Raw genomic sequence first — 24473 nt, forward strand, 5'->3', positions numbered from 1 at the left:
CCTCAGGCGCCGGAGGCGACGCGGCTCGGCCGTGTGCGTCGGGACGGTTCCACGGCGTATGCCTCGCCGGTGAGGAGCACGTCTGCTGTCGAAGCGATGTCCGCCGAGGACCGCCCTACGAAGAGCTCCACCTGGCCGGGCTCAACGAGCCACCCTTCTCGCTTGTCCCAGAGGGCGAACAGAGTGGTGGGTATCTCGATCGAGAGGAGTCGTGTCTCTCCGCGCTGGAGCGACACACGGTCGAAGGCGAGAAGGATGCGGGCAGGGCGGACAGTTCGCGCGTGGACGTCGTGCCCGTAGACCTGGACGACTTCCTCTCCGTCGCATTGACCCGTGTTGCTGACGGTGAACGTGAAGCGGATGGTTCCGTCGGTGGGGACAGTGGGGGAGTCAAGGGTGAGAGCGCTGTAGTCGAAGGTCGTGTAGCTGAGGCCGTGTCCGAAGGGGTAAAGCGCACGGATGGATCCGTCGACGTATGCCGGCCCTTCGAGGCTGCGTCCGTAGGTGACGGGGGCGGCGCCGCTTGATTCCAGCATTGCGATGGGGAGGCGGCCTGCGGGGTTGGTGTCTCCGAAGAGCATTGCGGCGGTGGCGTTTCCTGCTTCTTCTCCGCCGAACCAGGTGGTGAGGATGGCGGGCACGGATTCGGCCATCCACCCCAGCGTGAACGGTCGACCGTGGCTGAGCACGACGATCGTGGGTGTTCCCGTTGCGACGATTGCTTCCACCAGTTCGCGCTGCACTCCGGGCAGGGTGAGGTCTGAGCTGTCCAGGCCTTCGCCTACGGTTCCGAGGCTGTTGATGCCGGACTGGTCGCCGACGACGACGATCGCGACTTCGGCTGACTGGGCTGCTCGCACGGCGTCGTCGAAGCCGGTGCGGTCGTCGCTGGCGATGCGGCTGCCGGGTGCGTAGAGCACGTCGACGTCGGCGCCGGCGCGAGCGCGGATGCCGTCGAGGAACGTCACGATCGGGACTGACTCGACGAGCAGCTTCGCGTCGTCGGGACCGGCGCCGGCGAGTCCTTCGGTGTCTGCGGCTCGGGATTGAGGGTCGTTGGCGGCGGCGAATTGGACGGTCATGCTGTCGAGCACGTGGTAGCTGTAGTGCCCGAGCTGGCCGAGCGGACGGTCGGCGTTCGGGCCGATGACGGCAATGGAGGAGAGATCAGCCGGAAGCGGCAGTAGGGGCTTTCCGTTGACGGGCCTGTTCTGCAGCAGCACGATCGATTCCGCTGCGACCGTCTTCGCAAGCGCGCGTGCCTCGTCCGAGTCGAGGGTCTGCGGGACTGCGTCGACGTCGACGTAGGGGTTCTCGAAGAGACCGAGCTCGAACTTCGCTGCCAACACGCTGGAGACCGCACGGTCGAGGGTGGCTTCGTGAAGCAGACCCTCCTGGAGGGCCTGCAGGATCTTGTCCGCGGAGTTGCTGTTGGCGAGGTCGACGTCCATGCCGGCGGTGAAGGCCTGGGCGTAGGCGGCGGCGACGTTCTCGGCGGTGCCGTGCTTGGTGTGGAGCTGGGGGACTGCTTCGAGGTCGGAGATGACGAGGCCGGTGAAGCCGTACTCATCACGGAGCAGACCCGTGAGCAGATCAGTCGACCCTGAGACGGGACTGCCGTCGAGGTCGTTATAGGAGGGCATTACGGCGCGTGCCCCGCCCTCGCGGATCGCTGTCTCGAACGGGCGCCCGTAGACCTCTCGGAGCTCTCGCTCTCCGATGTTCGCCGTTTCGGTGTTCCGGCCGCCGTCGCTGGCACCGTATCCGACGAAGTGCTTCAGGGTGGCGATCACGGGGCGGTCGGGGACGGCCCCTTGGATGCCACGGACGAAGGCCGACGCGATCTGGCCGACGAGGTACGGGTCCTCACCGTATGTCTCGCTCACTCGGCCCCAGCGCGGGTCCTGGGCGACGTCCGCCAGCGGGGACAGTGCCTGCCGGGCGCCGAGGGAGACCATCTGGGTACCGATCGTGGCGCCCATGCGCTCGATCAGGTCGGGGTTCCAGGTGGAGGCCTGGGCGATGGCTTCGGGGAACATCGTCGCGTCACGGACCTTGAAGCCGACCAGCGCTTCCTCGGCGAAGAGGACGGGGATTCCCAGTCGCGTCTTCTCGACGTGCACGCGCTGCAGGTCGTTGGCGAGTCGTGCGGTTTCGCGCGGTGGCATCCGCAGCGAGCACAGGCTGGCGGTGACGACTCCCCAGCCGGTGTCCGGCGGGGTGCGCGTGTCGACCATCGCTCCAAAGGGGGATACCAGCTGCGCGGCCTTCTCGGCGGCTGTCATGCGACCGAGGAGGTCGGCGACGCGGTCCGCGATGGGGCGAGAGGCGTCCCGGTAGGGCGCGTTCTGCAGAGAGTGCTCCTCGATCGTGTCAGCCGAGCTGGTCATCGTCGTCCTTTCAGAGGGGAGGCGCACACTTTCGTCGGTGCGAGCTTCTCGCCGGGTTGCTGCCTGCAGCGAGTGTGAATGAGAGAGGTCGGGTAGGAGCGGCTGTCGGCAGCACGGTGCGCCGTCTGCTCACCGCTCCTACCCGATGTCGCTCAGGCGAGTTCGAGCCCGAACCCGATCGGGAAGAGCGGGTCCCGTGTGCTCGAGGGAGCATCCGGGGCGGAGTCGCGGATGCTTTCCATCGAGAGCGGGATCTCGACCGGAAGTCGCCCCGCGGGGCTGATTTGGCCGGTGAGAGCGGTCACCAGTGCTTCGTCGGAGACACCGAAGGTGACCGTGAGCCCGGCCAGAGCCTCCACGATGGGCGCGAGGAGTGCGGGCCGGTCGAGTGCGACGTCGAGGACCAGCGGAACGGTCTTCGCGATGGTGCGCAGGCGATGAACCAGTCCCGGTCGCATCTCCAGCGATCCCTGGTGGAAGTAGCTCTCCAGGAACAGATCATCTCTGGGTTCGAACGGTGCTTCGATGCGGATGATCGCGATATCGGCGTCGTCGACGTGAGCGACGGGAGAGCCCAACTGGGCGAGCACGCTGGGATCGATTCCCTCCGAGTACACCTTCATGCCGGGCGTCAGCGGCAGGGTTGGTGCGTCCTCTGACTGGCCGTTCTTCAGTACGACGACGGATCGCGACTGGGCCTCCAGGCCGGCACGTCGCGAGGCGGCGCCGCCGACGAGAGCGGCGGCCGCTTCCTCGTCGACGAAGGGGTTGTCGAATAGTCCAAGTTGAAATTTCACGAGCAGCACGCGCCGCGCGGATTCGTCGATTCGGGCTTCAGAGATGCTGCCGTCGTGCACGAGCTCGATCAGGAGTTCTGTGCACTGCTCGCCGCCGAACTGGTCGGCGCCGGCCTCGAGAATTTTGACCATCCGCTGGCGAGCGTCGAGGTGCTCGACTCCCCAGGCGCGGGCGGGGAGGACCTGGTCGCCGACGATGTTGTCGTTGACGAGTTCCCAGTCGGTGAGGATCACGCCGTCGAAGCCGAGCTTCTCCCGCAGCAGGCCGGTGAGGATCTGCTTGTTGTAGCCGAAGCCGACCTCTTCGATGGGCTCGCCGTCGATTTCCAGGCCGATGGGCATGCCGTAGTAGGGCATGATCGCCGCGGTGCCGTTGCGGATGGCTACCTCGAATGGGCGAAGGTGAACACCGAACGCGTTGGCGGGATAGACCTGTTCCCGTCCGTAGGGGAAGTGAGCGTCTTCGCCGTCCTTTTGGGGGCCGGCGCCCGGGAAGTGCTTGGTGACGCAGGCGACGCTGGAGGCGTCGAGCGCGGGTCCCTGGAAGCCTTCGAGGTAGGCGGTGGTGTAGTCCACGGCGAGGTCGGGGTCGGCGCCGAAGGATTGGAGTTGGCGTGTCCAGCGCGGCTCGCTCGCGAGATCGACCTGGGGGTGCAGCGCCATGGTGATGCCGACTGCGCGGTATTCGTCGCGGGCGCGTTCCGCGAAGTCTCGGACGGTGTCGCTGTCGTGGAGCGCGGCCATGCCGAGAGCGTCCGGCCATTGCGAGAAGGGGCCGGCGGTGAAGGACGCTCCGACGTTGTCGACGAAAGCGTGGCGGGGGTCGGTGGAGATGGTCACCGGGATACCGTGCGGTGTCTGGGCAGCGAGCCGCTGCAGCGCGTTGTTCCAATGTGCGGCTTCGCGTGCGCTGCTGATGCGGTGCACGTTGAAGTGGTTGATGTAGCGGTCGAGGACGACTTCGGTCGTGGGGGACTTACTGATCGCGCCCGGCTCCTCCAGTAGGTCACCGTCCGGCCCGATTTCAATGACGGTGTGGAAGAGCAGACCGATCTTTTCCTCGAGGCTGAGGCGAACCAGGAGGTCCTCGGTGCGCTCCTGTGCGCTCAGTAGCGGGTTCTCGAAGGGGTCCATCTGGCCGTTTCCGTTGAGGTCTCGGTAGGCCTCTTCGGTGCGTGCGGTGGTGGTGGTCATGGGCAATCCGTTTCGTGCTGTCAGGTCGGCATCGACGCTGAGCGGTGAGGGGCGGCTGAGGCTCTCAGCCCTTGATTGCGCCCTGCATGACGCCGGCGACGAGCTGCTTACCGAGGATGAGGAAGAGGACCAGCAGCGGCACGATCGACACGAGGACGCCGGTCATGATCAGCGGGATGTCCTTGAAGAACCCGGTCTGCAGGAGCTGGAGCGCGACCGGCAGGGTGGGGTTTTGGGGTCCGAGGACGATGGCCGGCCAGAAGTAGTTCGTCCACGCGCCGATGAAGGTGAACAGGCCCAGCATCGAGGCGGCGGGGCGAACTGCGGGAAGGGCGATCGACCAGAAGGTGCGGAAGGTGGACGCGCCGTCGATACGGGCCGCTTCGATGAGTTCGAAGGGGAGGGCAGCCGACAGGTACTGCGTCATCCAGAAGACACCGAATGCGGTGACGATGCCGGGCAGGATGACCGCCCATAGGTTGCCGACGAGTCCGAGTTCGCGCATCACGATGTAGAGCGGGACGACACCGAGCTGGGTCGGGACGGCAAGGGTGGCCACGACGAAGGCGAGCAGGGGGACCTGGCCGCGAAAGCGGAGCTTCGCGAACGCGAAGCCGGCGAGGGTGGAGAAGAAGACGACGGCCACGGCGGTGACAGCGGAGACGAAGAACGAGTTCCAGGCGGCCTTCACCAGGTCGATGTCGGACTCGAAGAGTCTGACGAGGTTGCTGGCGAGTTCTCCGCCGGGGATGACGGAGGGGATGGGGTTCTGTGACACCTCGGCCGAGGTATTCGACGCGAGGAGGACGGTGTAGTACAGCGGCAGGACCGAGATGAGGATGACGGCTCCGAGGAGCGCGTAGGTCACCCATTTCGGCTTGTCCCCCGTGGTGCCTTTGTCGCGTCGACGGGAGGCCGCTTTCGCGGCGCCTGGGCCGGCCGTCTGGTGGATGTAGGGGACGGAGGGGGCGGTCATGGCGTCCTCTCAAGAACTTCGTCGGTCGAGATGTTGAGGCTGGTGTTGACGATCGGGGTGGCGCTGGCGGCCTCGTTCACCCGAGACGTCCGGCGGGTCTTGCGGGTGGGCGCGGTGGTGTCGCCGGAGGCGATGCGGCGGGAGAGCCAATTGCTCACCAGGGCGAAGACGACGATGAGGATGAACAGCAGCCAGGCCACGGCTGCCGCGCGGCCGAGTCGTTGCTGGTTCCAGCCGAGCTCGTAGAGGTAGAGGGTGATGGTCTTCCACTGTCCGGAGTTGCCGCCGAGGCCTTGGGCGTCGTAGAGCCTGGGCTCGTCGAAGATCTGGAGGCCGCCGATGGTGGACGTGATGGTCACGAAGATGATGGTCGGTCGCACGGAGGGGACGGTGACGGAGACGAACTGCCGCAGTCGGCCGGCGCCGTCGATGATTGCCGCTTCGTAGAGTTCGCGGGGGATGGCCTGCATCGCGGCGAGCAGGACGAGGGTGTTGAACCCGATCCAACGGAAGTTGACCATCGTGGCGATCGCGACGTGCGAGGGAAGGCTGTCGCGGTGCCAGCCGATCGCGTCTACACCTACCAGCTCGAGGACAGCGTTCACGAGTCCTGACTGATCGGCGAACAGGCGGGAGAAGATGAGGGTGACGGCGACGGGGGCGACGACGTAGGGCAGCAGGACACCCATGCGCCAGAACGTCTTTGCGCGGATGTTGGCGTTCAGCACGCTCGCGAGCACCAGGGCGATCGCGATCTGCGGGATGGTCGAGAGCAGGAAGATGCTCAGAGTGTTGCCGAGGGAGGTCCAGAAGACCGGCCGGCTGAGGACGAACGTGAAGTTGTCGAGGCCGACGAAGTCGCCCTGCCCGCCGATGAGGTCCCAGTCGTGGAGCGAGACGTAGGCGGTGTAGAGGAGTGGGAAGAGTCCGACGATGCCGAACACGATGAAGAACGGCGCGATGTACGCGTAGGGGGAAGCCTTGAAGTCCCAGCGGCCGAGCCGCTCTTTCCATGGGGAGATCGGCTGTGGTGCGGACCTCGGGCGGTATGTCGCGTTCGCAACAGGGTCGGACATGGAGTTCACTCTCTTTCGCGACGAGGGGCGCGCGCGTCAGCGCGCCCCTCACCTACGGGGGATGTCAGGGCCTATTCGAGGTTGCCCAGCTCATCCAGGAACATGTCCCAGGACTCCTGCGCATTCTGTGTCTTGTCGACGGAGACGCGGTTGATCGCCTTATTGAAAGCGTCGGTGATCGCGAAGTAGTTGTCGCCCTTGAAGGGGATCTCCGTGATCGCCGCGGAACGGTTAGTGAGGATCTGGCCGACGGGCGCGTTGTTGAAGAACTCGTTCGTAACCTGCTGGAGCTCTTCGCTCTGCTGGGCTTCCACCTGGCTGGGGAAGTTGCCGGTCGACTCGAAGGCCTTCAGCTGCTGCTCGGGAGCGGTCAGCCAGTCCGCGAGGGCCTTGGCCTCATCAGGGTGCTCCGACTGCGTCGGAACGGTCAGGTAGGAGCCACCGCTGTTGCCGCCGCCGCCGGGGAAGACGTCGGCGACGTCCCAGCCGGTCACGCCGGCCGCGTTGCCCTCGATGACGCCGAGCATCCAAGACGGTGAGAGCATCACGGCGAAGCCGTCGTTCTGGAACGAGCTGTTCCAGTCCTCGGTCCAGCGCGCGAGGTGAGCCGAGAGGTCGTCGTGCTCCATCGTCGTGTCGTAGATCTTCTTCAGATCCGGGTTGGTGCCGGCGATGATATCTCCATTGTCGGGGTCCTCCCACAGCACCTCGTACTGGTCGCCCCAGCTGGTCGCGATCGAGGCCGAAGCGTCGTAGAACGGCACTCCAGTGCCCGCGGCCTGGAACTGCTCGCCCACGGCGAAGAAGTCGTCCCAGGTCGCTTCGTCTCCGCCGAAGAGCGCCGCGACCGACTCGCGGTCGCTGGGCAGCCCGGCCGCCTCGAAGAGGTCTGCACGGTAGGTGATGGACGACGGGCCGATGTCGGTCGCGTAGCCCAGGAGCTTGCCGTCGGTGGAGGTGGCCAGGTCGACGTTCCACTGGTTCCAGCGGCCTTCGACATCAGGCGAGGAGAGGTCGACGAAGTTGTCGGGGTTCTCGAGCACCTGAGGCAGCCAGCTGTTGTCCACGCCGACGATGTCGGAGAGGCCGGATCCGGCGCCGAGCGAGGTCTGGAACTTCTCCTTCGCCTCGTCGCTGGTGGCGAACTTGTTCTGCTCGATGGTGATGTCCGGGTTGAGCTCCTGGTACTCCTTGATCAGGTCGTCGTACCCCCACTCGCTGAACGTCGAGATCGACAGGGTGACCTTGCCGTCCGCGCCGGAGTCGTTCGAGCCGCTGGCTGAGCAGCCAGCCAGAAGAACGAGGGGCGCCGCGGCTAGCAGCACGAGGGCCTTCGGGATTGATCGCATTCCTACTCCTTTGTGTGTGCGAGGGGCCACACCGTTCGGAACTGCGTCGCTCGGGCAGCTGTGTCCATGCGTGAGCTGTTGCGATGGACGCCCTGACCTCGAGCTTGGCCCAACGTTCAATCGGGTGCCGTTCGGTGGTGACGGAGATGAGTATGCGCCCTAACCTGGTCGCATGACAAGTTTTCGTGGAGATCTTCTGAGCGGGGGTTATCGTGGGGGACATGCCCACCAGCTCGAGAACGCGCGGACCGTACCGCAAGGGCGTGGAGCGCCGTCGTGAGATCGTGACGGCGGCGGCTCAGCTGTTTGGTGAGTCCGGGTACACCCACGCCTCCATGCGGGAGCTCGCCAAGCGCGTCGGTCTGTCTCAGGCCCTGCTCCTGCATTACTTCTCGGACAAAGAGGACCTGCTCGTGGAGGTGCTGAATCTCCGGGATGCGTCTGTTGCCGAGTATCTGGCCGACATCGCTGACGCTGACGTTGCGACGCGATCTCGGAAGGTTGCTCGCCATGCGGCCGAGCACGAGGGTCTGACGTCGCTGTACATCGCCTTGGCCGCGGAGGCGATCGACCCGGCGCACCCGGCGCACAAGTATTTCGTTGATCACTATCGCGCTGCTCAGGAGCAAACGCGTGAGCCCGGTACCGATGACGGTGTGGTTCCTCCCGGGGTGAGCCCTGAGCTGGTCACGGCGCTGGGGATCGCCGTGATGGACGGTCTTCAGGTTCAGCGCCAGTATCGTCCCGACCTGGATCCGGTCGCAGCTGTCGACGCCTACTGGGAGCTCGTCGCCGCCGCCCGATCCTGGTGGGCGCTCACCGCGCAGAACCCGGACGTCGTTTCAGAAACGCGTTCCACGCTGCGGCCCCGTCCTTACCCCGCAGTTGACGAGACGAGCGCTCACGAGCCCGCGGAGGAAACGGCCCTACAAGGAGCTTCACCCTCCCACTGATCACGCTCTGACAGCGCTGACCTCGTCCGCGACGGGAGATCCGATGCGAACCGTGGAACCCCACGCGTGAAGGCGCTTCAGGCGCTCAGGTCGACGGTCGCGAGCGCCGGCACGGTGCGCGTGCGGCACACTTCGGCGAACCAGTGGGCGCTGAGCTTGGGGGTGCGGCGAAGGGTGTCGTAGTCCACTCGGACGATTCCGAAGCGGGGTCCGTACCCGGCCGCCCACTCGAAGTTGTCCAAGAGCGACCAGACGAGATAGCCGGCTACGTTCGCGCCTCGATCCCGCGCACGCAGTGTGGCGGTGAGGTGATCTATGAGGTACTGCGTGCGATTGAGGTCGAGTACCGCGGGCTGACCGTCGACTTCGGTGACGACGTCATCGAAGGCCGCGCCGTTCTCCATCACCATGATGGGAAGGGTGGGCCACTGCGCGGAGAGCGCGACGAGGTGATTCTCGAGCCCCCACGGTTCCACGGTCCAGCCCATGGCTGTGCGGTCAAAGCCTTCCGGCCGGAACAGTTCGACACGCTCAGAGCCGGGAAACTCGGTCCCGCCCTTCTGCTCGCGAGCCGGGTCGTAGTCGGCTCGGCTACGGATATGCATGATCTCGTAGTAGTTCACTCCGAGAAGATCGATGGGCTGGTGGCAGATCGTTTCGTCGCCCGGCTGAACGAACTTCCAGTCCGTGAACGCCTTGGTGTCCTCGAGCAGATCTGCTGGGTATGCGCCCTCGAGGACTGGTCCGGTGAACACGCGGTTGGCGACGGCGTCGAACAGCCGCGCAGCTTCCGCGTCGTCGGGCGTTTCCGGTTCGACGCGGAAGATGTTGAGGACGATCGACACCTTCGCGTCGTCCTTGGTGATCGTGCGTCTCAGTGCCTGAACGGCGAGGCCGTGCGCAAGGTTGAGGTGATGAGCTGCTTTCAGCGCATCCTCATGACTCTTCACCCCGGGGGCGAACACGCCGTGCCCGTATCCTGCGAACGAGTTGTTCCAGGGTTCGTTGTGAGTGGACCAGATCGCCACGCGGTCTCCCAACCTCGCCCCGACGATCTCTGCGTAGCGTTCGAAGGCGTGGGCGGTCTCGCGTCCTCGCCAGCCGCCGTACTTGTCCTCGAGCGCCTGAGGGAGATCCCAGTGGTTCAGCGTGACCACAGGGCTGATTTCGCGGTGAAGAAGTCCGTCGATCAGGTTGGAGTAAAACGCCAGGCCCGCCTCGTTGACAGCCCCCTCGCCGGTCGGCATGACCCGCGACCATGAGATCGAGAATCGGTACACGTCGAGTTTCAGCGAGGTCATGATGTCGAGGTCGGTCTCGACGTGGTCGTAGTGTCCGGCAGCGACATCACCCGTCGCGCCGCCCGAGGTGGCACCAGGGGTGTGGCTGAAGGTGTCCCAGATCGAGGGGCCTCGGCCATCCTTCGCCGCTGCGCCTTCGATCTGATAGGCCGCGGTCGCTGCCCCCAGAGTGAATCCCTGAGGAACGAAGAGGTCGCTCGCAGCGATCAAGTGGTGATTCATCGAGGACTCCGGTGTCGTGAGGTGCGGTTTCGGGCGCGGTTCCCGCCCCGCTCGGGGGCTGCGGGAAGACGATTTCACCGTAGGGCGACGGCGATATCGACAACCTGTTCCCGAAATAATTTCGCGCTGTCAGCTCTGGTTTCTCAGTATTTGGAAGGAAGCGGACACTCGGCATTGCGCAAGCTTTCGGCGGGGATACCTTGTCCTCATGGGAACACCATCCGGCGCACGAGCTCCGACTCTTCGTGACATCGCCCGAGTCGCCGGGGTGTCCGTTCCTACCGTCTCGAAGGTTCTCAACGGACGCGGTGATGTCTCGCCAGAGACTCGGGAGCGCGTTCAGGAGGCAACCGCGCAGGTCGGATACCGTCGCGTGCCGTCTGCGGCAGTCGACGCGCTCATCGCCGAGCAGCTGGTCGACCTCGTTCTCCCCGCCGTCGGGGATTCCTGGGCCAGCGCGCTGATCGGAGGCGTTGAGCGTGTGGCAGCGGATAGCGCGCTCGACCTGGTCATCATCATGGTTCGCAACGGGGACAGCCGAGGGCGCTCGTGGGTGGAGCGGCTCGTGGATCATCGTTCACGTGGTGCCCTGATTGCCGTCGAGCAGCCGACCGCCGTCGAACGACGGCTCCTCGACCGAGCGCGCATCCCGTTCGTCCTCATCGACCCTGCTGGCACTCCTGTTCGCTCTGCACCGAGCGTCGGGGCGTCGAACTGGGCTGGTGGTCACGACGCCGCGAGCTACCTGATCGACCACGGCCACACCTCTTTCGCGGTGGTCGCCGGAGATCCGCATTCACTCAACTGTCGCGAACGCACAGGAGGATTCCTGTCCAGCGTCCGCGAACGCCTGCCCGACGCGCGACCGATGGTCCTCTACGGCGGATGGTTAGCGGAGGCCACCGCTCAGGTGGCTGCGGAGCTATTGCGGTCGAGCGCCCGGCCCACCGCTGTCTTCGCCTGCAACGACAACATGGCCCTGGGCGTGTACACCGCGGCGCACGCACTCGGTCTGAGTATCCCCGAGCAGCTCAGCGTCATCGGGTTCGATGACCTCGTCGAAGCCAAACTTGCCTCGCCCCCGCTCACCACGGTCCGGCAGCCGATCGCGGAGATCGGAGCCGCTGCGCTGCGCAGCCTGTTGGACATCAGAGGCGGGCATCCTGTCAGCCGTCGACTCGAGCTGGCCACCGATCTCGTCGTTAGAGGGTCGGTGGCAGCTGCCCCTGCAACATGATCGTTCGTAATGTGCGGGGGGGACGAAGAACCGCCCGGCGACGTGTAGTCACCGAGCGGCGCTTCGGGGGAGTGGCCCGTGTCTGACGGCTAGCGCACCGTCACGGTGACCGGCTTGGACTCCGTCGATCCCTTCGCATTGGTGAAGACGGCGGTGAGTGTGTGCGGGCCGGCGGCGATGCCCGAGAGGGACACCTGCGCGGTCTGCTTGTTCGGGGTGGCGGCCTTCAGCGGACCCGATCCGACGACCTGGCCATCCAGCTTGAAGGCGTACGAGGTCCCGTTGATCCCGAACTTCAGTGTCGCAGTCGCTACGAACGTTCCGTCCTGATCCTTGTTGTCCACGCTGACTACGGGCTTGGTCGGTGCGAGGTTCTTCACCAGCACGGTGGTGGTCTTTGTCGACGTCACACCCTGCGAGTTGATGAGCTCGGCGCGGTACTTGTACTTGCCGTCGGCTTTGTCGGAGAAGGACGTCGTCGCCGACTGCGACGAGGCGTTGATGGAGTCGAGTCGCTGAGCCGACACCAGGACGTCGTTCTCGTAGAGACGGTAGTAGCTACCGGGTGCACCGTTGCGGAGGCTCATCTTGACGTCGTAGCTGCCATCGCTCAGCCCGAACTTCCATCCGGTGTTGGACAGGGTGGCCACGCCGGGCGCAGCGGTCGGCTGCACGAACTGCTGCAGAGCGTCGCGGAAGGCGAAGTAGGCGGGCTTGGGGTTGTACTCCTCGTCGAACAGCAGCGGCTTGGACCCCGGGAGCCAGGTGTAGAGGTGCTTGTCCGTGAATCCCCACGTGCTGACCTCGGTCACTCCGGCAGCGAGAGCCTCGGCGAGGACGTCGCCGTAGATCTGCGCCTGCTGGACCGGATCGTACGTGTGAGCGTCGAGCTCGGCGATCTCGACGTCGAGCCCGAGAGCTCGGTAGGAGTTGACCATCTCGGTAATGACACCGGAGACCGGGCTCGCGAGGGTCTCGTGCATCTGAAGAGCGACGCCGTCGATGGGCACACCTTCGGCAACGAGTCCGGTCAGCAGCTCGAGGAAGGCCTGGCGCTTAGCCGGGTCGAACTCGACCTGGTTCTCATTGATGAACAGCCGCGCGTCCGGGTCCGCTGCTCGAGCGATGCGGAAGGCGTCCGCGATGTAGCCCGGGCCGAGGACCTTGTAGAAGGTCGTGGGCTGGAGCTCGGTGCCCTGAACCTCGAGGGCTTCGGAGACCACATCCCAGCGGTCGATCTTCCCGTCGTAGCGCTGCATCACGGTGGTGAAGTGGTCAGTCATCGCTGCCCGCATCTCGTCGGGATCGGTGATCGCCTCGACGTACTCGGGGTTACAGCAGGTGGAGATCAGACCGTGGCCTTTCACGGCCATGTCGTGCTCCTCAGCGAACGCCACCAGGCGATCGAGCCCTGCGAAGTCGTACACCCCTTCCTGGGGCTGAGTGAAGAGCCACTTCAGCTCGTTCTCGGGGGAAAGGCCGTTGAACTGCTCGGAGAGGGTGTCGGCGAACGCCGGCTCGGCGAGGTAGTTGGACGGGCGACCATCGGTCGTCCACTCGGCGGCTTTGATCGATCCGGAGCCGATCGTGAGCCCGGCCGGCTCAGCCAGTTCGCGGAGGGTGGGACCGGTGTCGGTCGACGCCGTGGCGGGGACCGCCGCAGTGAGTGTCAGGCCGAGGGCGACGGTAGCGGCGAGGGCTGTGGCTTGCAGTGTTCTCATTAGTCGGATCCAATTCGCGAGCGTGCGAACCCAACAGCAGAGCTGGCGGGGCGCGGTGACGGAATGAGCCGAGTGCACGACGTAGCGAAGGCGACGATGCCTCTCAGACTCTTCTTTGAGTGAGTGCGGACCAGACTGACACCAGGTGTGAGGCAGCCGGGAGATTCCGAAACTCTTTCGGGGGGGGAGGCGTTGCGCGGTCACCATCGCTTCCACCCTGCCGAGCAACGGCCTCAGAGCCGTTGGGCCACAAATCCGGAACGGGCGTGCCTGGCCGAACGCTCCGCCCTGCATCCGCGCCATCGTCTCTGAGCCGCTCTTCAGCGCTCCTCAGCCATCTCCGCGCTGAGCGGCAGTCGGAGAACGAGTTCCTCGCGACGCAGAATCGGAAGCAAGGACATACCGACGCTTGACACCACAGGTGGAGAGCGCTTTCCTTAACCCGGTCGCAACGTCGCGCACACCGTCCCACGGAGGATCAGAATGGCACCCCCTAGATCTCGACGAATCCTGCAGTTCTCATCCGCGTTCGTCCTTCTCGCCTCCCTTTTATCCGGGCTGATAGGCACCGCTCCTCTGGCCGCCGCTGCTGAAGCTCCGGCCATATCAAGCGCGATCAGCCTCCAGACATCGACCGGACCGACTGGCCTCAAGCATCCTGCGCTCGGCGTGACCGCGCCGGAGCTGGAGGGCACGCGGGCGAAGCTCCTCGCCGGTCAGGCGCCTTGGACTGACTACTACTCGGCGATGCTCTCCTCGAGTTTCGCGTCGCGGACGCTGCGCTCGGCGAACCTCGGGCCCTCGGACAGCGCTCCGGCTGATGCCCGTTACGACGACGCGTCCGACTCGAGCCGCCTCTGGACGGACGCAGAGGGCGCATACACCCAGGCCGTCCTCTACTACTTCACCGGAGATGCGGTCTATCGCGAGAACGCGCTGCGGATCCTCCGGGTGTGGGAGAACATGAACCCCTCCGGCTACGTCCGCTACCCGGACTCCTACATCAAGACCGGCATCGTCTTCTACAAGCTCATCGCCGCTGCAGAGCTGATCCGCTCGTCCACCTTCACGCAGGCCGCATTGTCGTACCCGCTCGAGTGGACCGCTCAGGACCAGGCGAAGCTGAGCGACAACTTCATCGTCCCCATGACGGAGACGATCCTGCACGACAACAGCTACTACATGAACCAGTTCAGCATCCCGCTGCTGGGCGCCATGGCCGGCTACATCTTCCGCGACGACAAGGCCCGCTACGACGAGAGCGTCGAGTGGTTCACCGTCAACTCGACCGCCCCTGACCCGGCGATCAACGGAGCACTGACCGGCATCTTCCGCGAGATCCCGGCCGATGCGCCCTACAACACGTACGGCTACTCCTTCGTGCAGCACCAGGAGATGGCACGCGATCAGGCGCACGGCGGCGGCGATGTGAACATCCTCACCGCACTCGCCCGCGTCGTGGACTCTCAAGGCACGAAGGTCGACCCGGAGGACGGAACCGTCTCGACTGCGGCCGACGCCGTCTCTCCATACGCCTTCAAGGACTACCGGCTCCTGCGCGGAGTGAACCAGTTCGTGGGCTTCATGATGGGCTACGACGTCCCCTTCGTGGACATCACCGGTGGGCCGGCGAAGCTCTCGCAGTGGTACCGCGGTCGCTGGTCCGACTCGCTCAGCGAGCTCTACAACATCTACGCGCGCGAGCTCGGCGTCGATGTCGCGACCATCGCCCCGTATGTCGCCCAGCAGCACGAGCAGCAGGACCCTGCGATGTTCTACAACTTCCCCAGCCTCGAGATCGGAACCGCGGTCAGCGGCGACACCGACGGCCGGCGCACCTTCTGGGGTGGCAGCATGCCCGGCGCCGAGTACTGGCTCGCGCTCCCCGCCGCCGCCTCAGCCGATGTGATCCCCCCTCAGAACGGGTCGCCCGTCACCTTCGAGCAGAAGGGATCGGTCATCTCGGGTGACGCGACTGCCGTCGATTCCGGAGCAGTCCTCCGAGTGACGCCCGGTGAGGACGGGACGGTCGTCGCCGTCCGCTCGCTCGTCTACGGCCCCCGGACCTCCTACAGCCCCGTCGGTGTCCGCGTGCGCACCACCGAGCCCGCCACCCTCAAAGTCAGCAGGCTCCCCGACGTCGACCCGTACCAGACGGTCAGCGTCCCCGACACGGAGGGACAGTGGCGCTGGATCAGTTACGACATGAATCAGTCCGTCGTCCCTCTCCCCGAGATGGGCGACAACCACCTCGCGTACTACACCTTCACGAGCAGCTGCACGACCAGCGACGCCGACTGCGCCATCGATCTGGACAAGGTCGACGTCCAGGCCGGCGACACCCTGACCCCGCCGGTCTTCGACCGCGGTGCGTCGACCACGGTGATCGGAGTGCAGGGGCAGGCGCTGAGCGCCGACCTGTCCGCGAAGGATCCGGGAGGCTCCCTCGCCTACACAGGCCACGACCTGCCCAGCGGCGCCGTGCTGAACGGCTCGACCGGAGCCTTCACCTGGACTCCGAACGCTCCAGGCACGTCCCGCCTCGTCGTGCAGGCGGACGACGGAACCACCGAAGCCGCCCTCGCAGTGACGATCGAGGTCGTCGCCGATCGGCCCGCCGCGATCGCCCGTGCACGAGCAGCGTTCGACGAACAGGCGGTGTACACCTCGACGACTCGAACGGCCTATGACAGCGCCCTCGCTACCGCCGACGCTCTCGTGGCCTCCAGCAGCAGTGCGTTCGACGCTGCGCTGCTCGAACTCCAGAAAGCGACGGCCGCTCTGGCCCTGCTCTCCCCGCGCGCCTCCGACGGCTCCCTCGACTACGTCGACATCGCCACCTCGTCCATCGGGTCCGCGAAGCTGGGCAACCTGCTCGACTTCGACGCCGAGACCTTCTCCGGGGACCTCTCGGTCGACTCGATGACGCTCGACTTCGGAACCGCCTACCGCGTCCGAGCCGATGCGTTCAGCCTCCAGGCCCGCTACCTGTGGGGGAGCCGGCTGGCAGGTACCGCTGTCTACGGATCGAACGACAACGTCACCTGGACGAAGCTGACCCCTGCCTCGACGACGAACACGAACGCGAGCGAGACCCTCGCTGTCGCCCAGGAGCACCGGGACTCGTCCTTCCGCTTCCTCAAGCTCCAGGACTCGAACTTCTCGGGCATCCTCAGCGTGGGCGAGTTCCGGATCGACGGCGAACGGGTCGAAGCGGCCTCCGCGGTCTCCTCCGCGACGATCACGTCCTCGAATCCTTCGAAGGGGCGGGCGGCGAACGGTGACACCGTCACGCTCTCGTTCACCACGTCCCAGAACGTGACGGACGTCCGAGGGACGATCGAAGGGGCCGAGGCGACCATCTCGGGCGGCCCGCGCTCCTGGACCGCGACAGCAGTCCTGCCTGCTGATGTCACGTCCGGGCGGCCGGTCGCGTTCAGCATCGGATATCGTCTCGCCGACGGGACCTCGGCCGATCCGCTCGTCGTGACGTCCGACGGCTCCACACTGTTCCTCTCGAACGAGACCACGATGATCCGCGGGCTTCCGGGCATCGTCGACACGATCAACTCCGCCGGCGAGCTCGACCCGAGTCGCGCTTCCCAGATCACGAAGACGTTCGACGGCGACCGCGCGACCTTCTCCGACATCGGGCAGGACAACGGCGCGTTCGCCGCGATCCTCGACACTCGGGAGGGCGGCTCGATCGCGCTCTCGCGAGTCGAGCTGCAGGTCCGCCAGGACTCCTGGGGCACCAGCCGAGCGGGACGCCTCCACCTCGAAGGATCGAACGACCTCACCACGTGGACGACGCTGACGGGGAACGCGGCCGCCACTCTCGACTGGCAGACGCTCGCGGTGAGCAGCACCTCCGCGTTCCGCTACCTCAAGATTGCGAACGGCGACTGGATCAACATCGCGGAACTGCGACTGTTCGGCACCCATGTCGCGCCACCGGCGTCGTTCATCGCCACCTCGACGCTCACGAGCAGCAACAGCGTTCCCAAGCTCGCCGTTGCCGGAGACACCGTCACTCTGGCGATCTCCGGTACCGAACCTCTCTCCGGTGTCCGCGTCACCCTCGCGGGAGTGCCTGCCGCTGTCACCGGATCCGGAACGGCGTGGAGTGCATCCGCGGTCGTCCCCGCCACGGCCGCAGTGGGATCGAGGGTCGCGTCGCGGGTCGAGTACACCACGGCCGGGGGAGCGGCAGGGCGACCATCGACCACCACCACCGACGGATCGACGGTTACCGTCAGCACCGGTGACCGTCTGATCTCGGATCTCCCCTCGCGGGTCACCACGGTCGGCCTCACCGGCACGGCCGAGACGGCGAAGACCGTGCACCTGCAGCGCATGACCGACTCGGTGGCGAGCACCTTCTCGGACATCGGCGCGGTGGGCGGTGCCTACTACCTCGTGATGGACGCGGGAGAGGACGAGAACTTCGACCTGGAGCGCGTTGAGCTGCTCGTGCGCCAGGACTCCAACGGCACCAGCCGGGCCTCGAGTCTGCACCTCGAGGCCTCGACCGACCTCACCTCCTGGACGACGATCACCACCTCGGCCAAGGGAACGCTTGCCTGGCAGCAGCTGGCGCTGACCAACGCCGACCCGGCTCCGTTCCGGTATCTGAGGATCGCCAACAACACCTGGATCAACATCGCCGAGATCCGGCTGTTCGGCGCGATCGCGCCCCTCCCCGACCCTGCACTGGCGACCTCGGCCATCAGCACGGGGGCTTCCCAGAGCGTCGAGGTGGGCACCGCGATCGCCGCTCGAGGGATCGAAGCACATCGCGCCGACGGCTCGCCCGCAGCAGGCCGCGACGTCCTCTTCACCGTCGACGGCGCGGCACGCTTCACCGACGGAGGAACGACGTCGACAGGCACCACCGATGCCTCCGGACGCGCTGAGCACGCACCACTCACTGCCGCTGCCGAACCCGGGGAGGCGATCGTCACCGCGGCCGTCGACGGCATCTCGGTCACCCTTCCGACGGTGACCGTCACCGCGAAGCCCGCAGCCCCGATGGTCTCGGCGGCCGCGCACGGAGATCGTCAAGAAGAAGGTCGTCCTCGTGGTCGCCGTCACCAACCCGGAGAGTGCGGCCGTGAGTGCCGTCGTCCGGACGGCCTACGGAACGACGACGATCGAGAGCATCGCTCCGGGCGCCACCGAGAGCGTGACCATCCCCACGAAGAAGAAGACGGTTCCCGCGGGAGCAGCGACCGTCGTCATCACGCGCCCCGGTGAAGCGGATCGGACCCTCACGGCTCCGTACGACGCCCGGTAGGCGGGTACGAGACCGTTCCCGCTGGCGCTGCCCGCTGAGACGTCGCTGCCGTTGCTGCACGGAGCGGATCCGCTCACGTCGGCAACGGCAGCGTCGTCGGATCACCGGGTCGGAGATGGGAGGTCTGCACCAGTGGTCCAGTCGCGGACGGTGGACACGAACCACGTCGGCGCCTCCTCGTGGAGGAAGTGGCTCTGCACGGGGGCGATGCGGATCGAGACCGGGCCGCTCCCGTCGGCGGCGCGGTGCTCTGTCGCCGCGCGGTCGCGGGTCGGGTACAGCGCGAGCGTCGGCTGGCGTCGCCTCCGCAGGTACTCGACGGCGGCGTCAGCCGCGCCGAACGACTCCGGAGCGAGGTAGAGCGACTCGAAGGCGTCGGCGAGGACGCGAGGAGACGCACGCAGCAGGTCTTTCCGCGCCCTGCCGATCAGGGCTTCGGGGGCATCGGAGGAGAAGGCTCGGCCGACGTCGGCCGCGGCCTTCCCGGGACCGGCGGCGCGGTACTCGTGCAGCCGCGCCGGCGCACTGCCCATCTCCTCGTCGTCCGCCCCGTAGGCGGGATCGATCACGACGAGCGAGTCGATCGAGCGCGGCTCGGACACCGCCGCTGCTGTGACCACCGCGCCACCCATCGAGTGGCCGATCAGCGTGACCCTGCCCGGACCGAGCGTGTCGACGACCTCGAGCACGTCCCTCGCCAAGCGCGGGATCGAGGCGCGGACGGAACCGGCCTCCGATCCGCCGTGGCCGCGGAGGTCCAGCGCGACGACGTCGCCCAGGTCGAGGAGCCCCTCGATCGACTCCTCCCAGCTCGCCGAGCTGCAGCCCCATCCGTGCACGAGGACGAAGCGGCGCCCCACTCGGCCCGGGAAGCGGTGGACGCGCAGGGCCGCGCTGCCGACGCGGACCCGCTCCGCCGGGACGGAGTTTGCAGGGGAGGCGTAGGATGCGCCTGGATACCGCTCTCCATGAGTCACGGCGCTATTTTATGCGGCTTTCCTTGACATCCGGAACGGAGCGGCTCCACTATTGGAAAACGCATTCCGGCGGAGGAGATCCGACCGGCCGGCGCCCCAGGACCACAAGGAGCAATGATGCTGAAGACAACGAGGCCGCCTTCCGCGTGCCGCGCCCATGAGCGCGGAGCGAGCGGACCCGGCGCGGGGTGGACGCGATGACGACCACCATCACCACGGACGGTCACCAGTCGGCGCTCGGAGCGGATGTCGCCGTGAGCCGGAAGCAGGGTCGTCGGCCCAAGCGCCTCGGCAACGGCGGACGCCAGCCGCGGGACTACGGACTCGTGATCCTCGCGGTACCCGCGATCATCCTGTTCCTGGTGTTCTCCTACGCGCCGATGGCCGGCCTGATCGTGGCGTTCCAGGACTTCTCCGTGAGCTCGGGGATCTTCGGCTCGCCGTTCGTCGGATTCGACAACTTCGCCTTCTTCTTCACCTCGGGCGACGCCGGCCGGATCCTCGCCAACACCCTGTTCCTCAACGTCCTCTTCCTCGCAGCGACGCTCCTCTCCGGGATCCTCCTCGCGCTGATGCTCAACGAGATCCGCGGGAAGACGACGAAGAAGTTCCTGCAGTCGGTGATCTTCATCCCGTACTTCGTCTCGCCCATCGTGGTCAGCATCTTCCTGCAGTCCTACCTCGCCGGAGTCGGCGGACGCGGCGGCATGGTCAACGACATGCTGAATGTCTTCGAGCACCGTCGATCAGCTGGTACACCGAGCCCGGTCCGTGGCCGTGGATCCTCACCATCGTCAAGGTCTGGCAGCAGGGCGGGTACCTCTCGGTGATCTTCCTCGCGGCGCTCACCGCAATCCCTGAGGAGGTGTACGAGGCCGGCCAGATCGACGGAGCCTCGCGCTGGCAGATGGCCCTGCGCATCACCACGCCACTGCTCATGCCGACCGCGGCGATCCTGCTCGTCCTCGGCGTCGGACGCATCTTCTACGGAGACTTCGGCACCATCTACGCGATCGTCGGTGACAACGGGACCCTCTTCTCGTCCACCGACGTCATCGACACCTACGTCTTCCGCTCCCTCAGAACCCTGGGCGACTTCGGGACCACCGCAGCGATCGGGCTGTTCCAGTCCGTCGTCGGATTCGTCCTCGTCGTCCTCGCGACGCTCGTGCAGCGGCGCTACGCCAAGGAGACCTCGCTGCTATGAGCACTGTCCTGACCCCCGATGTCCCGACGGCCCTCCCCGATGACCAGGGGACGCCGACGACCGTGCCGAGTCGACCCCGCCGGCGTCCGGAGACGTTCACGATCATCAGCTACGTGGGGACGTCGCTGTTCGCTCTCGCCTGCCTGATCCCGTTCTGGATGGTCGTCGCCGGATCCTTCACCGACGAATCCGTGCTCTCCCGCACCGGGTACTCGTTCTGGCCCACCCCGTTCTCGGTCGAGGCCTACGCGACTCTCTTCGCGGGGGGCCGGCTGTGGATGGCGTACGGCGCGTCGATCTTCATCACCGTCGTCGGAACCGCGATCGCGCTCGCGGCGACCTCCGGCATCAGCTGGGTCATCGCGCGGGGCCTTCCGCGCCTGAGCACGTCGCTTGCCGTGTTCGCCTACATCCCCATGCTCTTCACCGGAGGGCTCGTCCCGCTCTACATCCTGGTCACGCAGGTGCTGCAGCTGCAGAACTCCCTCTTCTCCGTGATCCTGCCTCTCGCACTCGCTCCCTTCCTCGTCTTCGTGCAGGTGTCCTTCTTCAGGGCCGTGCCCGTCGAGATCCTCGACTCGGCGAAGATCGACGGCGCAGGCGAGCTGCGCGTCTTCTTCCAGATCGTGCTTCCGCTCTCGAAGCCGGTGCTCGCCGTCATCGCCCTGTTCTACGGGGTCACCTACTGGAACGACTGGTTCCACGCCCTGCTGTTCATCACGGACGTCGACCAGTACCCGCTCCAGCTCGTGCTGCAGAACCTCATCGCGAGCATCGGCAACGCCAACAACCTGTCGCAGACCGGAACGGCACCCGCCTACCAGATCCGTCTCGCCATGACGGTCGTGACGATCGCCCCCATCCTCTTCGCCTACCCCTTCGCCCAGCGGTACTTCGTCAAGGGCCTCACCCTCGGAGCGACGAAGGGCTGACGCCCCTCGCACTGCTCTCCACCCACGCGACCTCCCCCTCACGGAGGCCCGCCGACCGAGCCTGCGCTCGGCAGCCGGCGATCACATTCGAAAGGAACTCCTCATGGCACCGATCACCACTGCTGCTGGTCGCGGCTTCTCCCGGCGCGGCTTCCTCGCGGGAGGAGCCGGCGCAGCCGCGCTGCTCTCCCTCGCCGCCTGCACGGGCGGAGGCGGCTCCTCCGGCTCGTCGAGCGAGCTCAGCCTGCTGCTGCCGGGCGTCGCACCCACCGGCTGGAGCAGCGTCCTCGCCGCGGTCAACACGAAGCTCGAGAAGGACCAGGGCTTCACCATCAAGCCCGAGTTCATCAACTGGCAGAACTACTCCAACCAGTCGCTCCTCAAGTTCACCGCAGGCGAGAACTTCGCCACGGCGCTCAGCGCCCGCTGGCTGAACATCTCGAAGCTGATCTCGGACGGGGCCCTCACCGGTCTGAGCTCGCAGCTCGCTTCCGGAACGTACTCGAACCTCGCGTCGACGATCTCGACCGAGGCTCTCGAAGCCAACCGCTGGAGCGACGGAGAGCTGTACGGCGTGCCGGCGGTCAACTCGGCCGGACGCATCCACCACTACAGCGTGCGCGGGGACCTCGCGGACACGTACGCAGGCGGCACCATCGACTCCTACGACGCGCTCGAGAAGTTCTGGTACGACGTCAAGCAGAAGGAGGGCATCACCCCCTACGTGGCGCGGCTCAGCACCTTCTCGTCCATCGGCGCGCCCACGGGCGTGTTCTACCGTCAGGGCTGGGAGAAGCCCGACATGATCCCGGTCTACTTCTCGGCCGACTCGCTCATGTTCGTCCCCGCCGCCGACGCCACCGCCACCGGGTCCTCGAAGCTCGTCCCGTTCTGGGAGCACGAGCCGTACGTCGAAGCCCTGCGCGCGACCCGCCAGTACTACCTCGACGGCATCATCAACGCCGACATGCTCAACATCGACGCGGCGACGGTCCAGTCCCAGTTCCAGAGCGGAGCTGCAGCCTCGACCTGGGCCATCACGGACGGCACCGCGACCACCACCAACCTGCCCGGCCTGCTCAAGGCCGTGCCCGGCGCCTCCCTGCTGGACGTCATGCCCTTCGCCGAGGGGCTCGACGCGAAGCCGAACCAGCTGTTCCAGGCGGACAACATCGTCGTCGTCAACAAGGCGAGCAAGAACCAGGAGCAGGCGCTGCAGCTGCTCGACTGGGTCTCCATCGCCGAGAACCACGACCTGCTCGAGTACGGCGTCGAGGGGAAGGACTGGAACGCCGTGGGCGAGGACAGCTTCGAGTCGATCTCGGACTACAACAACTTCCCCGGCTACGCCCTCAGCTGGCGCGTCCCGCTCGAGCGTCTCTCGAGCACCATCGCCGAGTCCGAGAAGCAGAACTTCCTCTGGGCGAAGGACTACGAGAACTTCACGACGGATCCGTTCGCCTCGTTCATCCCCGACCTCGCCCCCGTCGAGGCCGAGAACGCGCAGATCACCCAGGCGCTGGCGCAGTACGGCAACCCGCTCTACGCGGGCGCGGTCGACGTCGACAAGGGCCTCGACGACCTCAAGAAGGCGGTCGAGGCCGCCGGTCTCGACAAGGTGCAGGCCGAGCTCGAGAAGCAGGCGAACGCCTACCTCGCGGCGAAGTGAGGCGACCGGTGAGTGCGCTGCCCCTCCGCGACCGCGCGGACCTCCGCGCGACGATGGTCGCCATCGGGAGCGCGCTCACCGGGCCTCGTCACGAGCCGTCACCCGCCGGGGACGAGGCGGGGGCTGCTCTCCCGGAGGACGACATGACCGGAGAGCGTGCGAGTGCGGGGCCCGTCCGTCGGCGCCGGCTCGAGGCCGAGCTCGAGCGCGATCACGCCCACCTCGTTCCAGGGGAGGCGGACGGTCGTGAGCGCGGGCGTCACGTCCCGCAGCGCGAGGAGGTCGTCCACCCCGGAGATCGCGACGTCGCCGGGGAGCTTCACGCCGGCTTCGCGCAAGCGGGCGATCGCACCGAGGGCGACGGCGTCCGCTGTCGCGAGGATCGCCTCCGTGTCGCTGCGGCGCCGGAGGAACTCGCCGGCCGCGACGTAGCCGCCCTCTCGGGAGAACGCGCCGGTGATGATGCGATCGGGCGGGAGGTGGATGCCGGCGTCGGCGAACTCCGCCAGGATGCCGTCCGCCCGGTCGCGCGGCGTGACGGCCTTGGCCGGTCCGGCGAAGACGGTGAACTGCTCGTAGCCGAGGTCGAGGAAGGCGCGGGCGATCGCCCGGCCGACGCCGATGTTGTCGATCGAGACGGTGTCGAAGGGAAGCCCCACCTGCCCGATGACCACGACGCGGCCACCATCGGCCTCGAAGGCCCGGAGTTCGTCGACGACGGGTCCGAAGGCCGCGTCGTCGACGTGCCGACTGCCGGCGAGGACCAGGAGGCGGGGACGCAGCCCGCGGAACACCGAGACGATGCGCCGCGCACGCGCCGCGCTCTCGTTCGTGGAGACCATCGTCACCATGAGGTCGGCGGCATCGGCGGCGTGGAAGACGCCGGCGGCGATGGGCGAGAGGTAGTCGTCCGGGATCGCGTTCACGACGAACGCGATGCTCTCGGAGCGGCCCCTCGCGATGGTCTGCGCGGAGGCGTTGACCACGTATCCCAGCTCGGCCGCCGCGGCCTCCACCTTCTTCCGGTTCGCCGCGCCCACCGTCCGGGCGGACGGGTTCAGGACCCGGGACGCGGTCGCCCTCGACACGCCCGCCAGAGCGGCGACGTCCTCCAGGGTGGCGGGGCCGGTACGGATAGCGGTTCCCTCGTGCGGCATCTGTTCCCTCGCTCGTCCC

At 66.6% G+C, this 24473-nt stretch carries 16 protein-coding genes; 7 read left to right on the forward strand and 9 right to left on the reverse strand.

Annotated features, from left to right (window positions below; genetic code table 11):
* Positions 1–2: 2 nt before the first annotated feature.
* From AC0CID_RS19345 to AC0CID_RS19365, 5 genes are all read right to left on the reverse strand, one after another.
* The gene (locus tag AC0CID_RS19345) at positions 3–2390 is read right to left on the reverse strand and encodes a glycoside hydrolase family 3 N-terminal domain-containing protein (RefSeq protein WP_465228182.1); all 2388 of its coding nucleotides are present in this window, start codon (positions 2388–2390) and stop codon (positions 3–5) included.
* A 152-nt stretch (positions 2391–2542) separates the two neighbouring features.
* Positions 2543–4381 (reverse strand): glycoside hydrolase family 3 protein, encoded by a 1839-nt coding sequence (locus tag AC0CID_RS19350; RefSeq protein ID WP_465228183.1) that lies wholly within the window; start codon positions 4379–4381, stop codon positions 2543–2545.
* 64 nt (positions 4382–4445) lie between these two features.
* Complete coding sequence (locus AC0CID_RS19355) at positions 4446–5357, reverse strand: carbohydrate ABC transporter permease (protein ID WP_465228184.1); 912 nt, start codon at positions 5355–5357, stop codon at positions 4446–4448.
* Positions 5354–6433 carry a carbohydrate ABC transporter permease gene (locus AC0CID_RS19360; RefSeq protein ID WP_465228185.1) on the reverse strand — a complete coding sequence of 360 codons (1080 nt, stop codon included), beginning with the start codon at positions 6431–6433 and terminating at the stop codon, positions 5354–5356. Before AC0CID_RS19360 ends, AC0CID_RS19355 begins: the two co-directional genes overlap by 4 nt.
* 71 nt (positions 6434–6504) lie before the next feature.
* Positions 6505–7782 carry an ABC transporter substrate-binding protein gene (locus AC0CID_RS19365; RefSeq protein WP_465228186.1) on the reverse strand — a complete coding sequence of 426 codons (1278 nt, stop codon included), beginning with the start codon at positions 7780–7782 and terminating at the stop codon, positions 6505–6507.
* Between the two features lie 221 nt (positions 7783–8003).
* Between AC0CID_RS19365 and AC0CID_RS19370 the strand changes: the two genes are divergently transcribed.
* Entirely contained in the window at positions 8004–8735 is a 732-nt protein-coding gene (locus AC0CID_RS19370) for a TetR/AcrR family transcriptional regulator (protein WP_465228187.1), read from the forward strand.
* 77 nt (positions 8736–8812) lie between these two features.
* Here AC0CID_RS19370 and AC0CID_RS19375 read toward each other — a convergent pair whose 3' ends face one another.
* A complete protein-coding gene (locus tag AC0CID_RS19375; protein ID WP_465228188.1) occupies positions 8813–10258 on the reverse strand; it encodes a GH1 family beta-glucosidase in 1446 nt (481 codons plus the stop codon).
* Positions 10259–10466: 208 nt separating this feature from the next.
* Here AC0CID_RS19375 and AC0CID_RS19380 point away from each other — a divergent pair, with 208 nt between their 5' ends.
* Positions 10467–11495 (forward strand): LacI family DNA-binding transcriptional regulator, encoded by a 1029-nt coding sequence (locus AC0CID_RS19380; protein ID WP_465228189.1) that lies wholly within the window; start codon positions 10467–10469, stop codon positions 11493–11495.
* Positions 11496–11584: 89 nt separating this feature from the next.
* On the opposite strand, the gene AC0CID_RS19385 is transcribed toward AC0CID_RS19380, so the two are convergent.
* A complete protein-coding gene (locus tag AC0CID_RS19385) occupies positions 11585–13216 on the reverse strand; it encodes an endo-1,4-beta-xylanase (RefSeq protein ID WP_465228190.1) in 1632 nt (543 codons plus the stop codon).
* A gap of 747 nt (positions 13217–13963) precedes the next feature.
* Between AC0CID_RS19385 and AC0CID_RS19390 the strand changes: the two genes are divergently transcribed.
* Complete coding sequence (locus AC0CID_RS19390; RefSeq protein WP_465228191.1) at positions 13964–18472, forward strand: hypothetical protein; 4509 nt, start codon at positions 13964–13966, stop codon at positions 18470–18472.
* Between the two features lie 141 nt (positions 18473–18613).
* Here AC0CID_RS19390 and AC0CID_RS19395 read toward each other — a convergent pair whose 3' ends face one another.
* Complete coding sequence (locus AC0CID_RS19395; protein ID WP_465228192.1) at positions 18614–19372, reverse strand: alpha/beta fold hydrolase; 759 nt, start codon at positions 19370–19372, stop codon at positions 18614–18616.
* Between the two features lie 314 nt (positions 19373–19686).
* Here AC0CID_RS19395 and AC0CID_RS19400 point away from each other — a divergent pair, with 314 nt between their 5' ends.
* From AC0CID_RS19400 to AC0CID_RS19415, 4 genes are all read left to right on the forward strand, one after another.
* Positions 19687–20319 carry a hypothetical protein gene (locus AC0CID_RS19400; protein ID WP_465228316.1) on the forward strand — a complete coding sequence of 211 codons (633 nt, stop codon included), beginning with the start codon at positions 19687–19689 and terminating at the stop codon, positions 20317–20319.
* Positions 20280–20696, forward strand: a complete 417-nt coding sequence (locus AC0CID_RS19405) for an ABC transporter permease subunit (protein WP_465228312.1) — start codon at positions 20280–20282, stop codon at positions 20694–20696. Before AC0CID_RS19400 ends, AC0CID_RS19405 begins: the two co-directional genes overlap by 40 nt.
* Entirely contained in the window at positions 20693–21628 is a 936-nt protein-coding gene (locus tag AC0CID_RS19410) for a carbohydrate ABC transporter permease (protein ID WP_465228193.1), read from the forward strand. The genes AC0CID_RS19405 and AC0CID_RS19410 overlap by 4 nt, the downstream gene beginning before the upstream one ends.
* A gap of 103 nt (positions 21629–21731) precedes the next feature.
* Positions 21732–23297 carry an ABC transporter substrate-binding protein gene (locus AC0CID_RS19415; RefSeq protein ID WP_465228194.1) on the forward strand — a complete coding sequence of 522 codons (1566 nt, stop codon included), beginning with the start codon at positions 21732–21734 and terminating at the stop codon, positions 23295–23297.
* Positions 23298–23395: 98 nt separating this feature from the next.
* Here the strand turns inward: AC0CID_RS19415 and AC0CID_RS19420 are convergent, their stop codons facing one another.
* Entirely contained in the window at positions 23396–24454 is a 1059-nt protein-coding gene (locus AC0CID_RS19420; RefSeq protein WP_465228195.1) for a LacI family DNA-binding transcriptional regulator, read from the reverse strand.
* Positions 24455–24473: the final 19 nt, after the last annotated feature.

Source organism: Rathayibacter sp. AC451 (assembly GCF_979253095.1).

What these genes read in the sequence shown, in the direction of transcription:
- AC0CID_RS19345 (WP_465228182.1), bottom strand. Translation starts at nt 2,390, where the DNA reads ATGACCAGCTCGGCTGACACGATCGAGGAGCACTCTCTGCAGAACGCG.
- AC0CID_RS19350 (WP_465228183.1), bottom strand. Translation starts at nt 4,381, where the DNA reads ATGACCACCACCACCGCACGCACCGAAGAGGCCTACCGAGACCTCAAC.
- AC0CID_RS19355 (WP_465228184.1), bottom strand. Translation starts at nt 5,357, where the DNA reads ATGACCGCCCCCTCCGTCCCCTACATCCACCAGACGGCCGGCCCAGGC.
- AC0CID_RS19360 (WP_465228185.1), bottom strand. Translation starts at nt 6,433, where the DNA reads ATGTCCGACCCTGTTGCGAACGCGACATACCGCCCGAGGTCCGCACCA.
- AC0CID_RS19365 (WP_465228186.1), bottom strand. Translation starts at nt 7,782, where the DNA reads ATGCGATCAATCCCGAAGGCCCTCGTGCTGCTAGCCGCGGCGCCCCTC.
- AC0CID_RS19370 (WP_465228187.1), top strand. Translation starts at nt 8,004, where the DNA reads ATGCCCACCAGCTCGAGAACGCGCGGACCGTACCGCAAGGGCGTGGAG.
- AC0CID_RS19375 (WP_465228188.1), bottom strand. Translation starts at nt 10,258, where the DNA reads ATGAATCACCACTTGATCGCTGCGAGCGACCTCTTCGTTCCTCAGGGA.
- AC0CID_RS19380 (WP_465228189.1), top strand. Translation starts at nt 10,467, where the DNA reads ATGGGAACACCATCCGGCGCACGAGCTCCGACTCTTCGTGACATCGCC.
- AC0CID_RS19385 (WP_465228190.1), bottom strand. Translation starts at nt 13,216, where the DNA reads ATGAGAACACTGCAAGCCACAGCCCTCGCCGCTACCGTCGCCCTCGGC.
- AC0CID_RS19390 (WP_465228191.1), top strand. Translation starts at nt 13,964, where the DNA reads ATGCTCTCCTCGAGTTTCGCGTCGCGGACGCTGCGCTCGGCGAACCTC.
- AC0CID_RS19400 (WP_465228316.1), top strand. Translation starts at nt 19,687, where the DNA reads ATGACGACCACCATCACCACGGACGGTCACCAGTCGGCGCTCGGAGCG.
- AC0CID_RS19410 (WP_465228193.1), top strand. Translation starts at nt 20,693, where the DNA reads ATGAGCACTGTCCTGACCCCCGATGTCCCGACGGCCCTCCCCGATGAC.
- AC0CID_RS19415 (WP_465228194.1), top strand. Translation starts at nt 21,732, where the DNA reads ATGGCACCGATCACCACTGCTGCTGGTCGCGGCTTCTCCCGGCGCGGC.
- AC0CID_RS19420 (WP_465228195.1), bottom strand. Translation starts at nt 24,454, where the DNA reads ATGCCGCACGAGGGAACCGCTATCCGTACCGGCCCCGCCACCCTGGAG.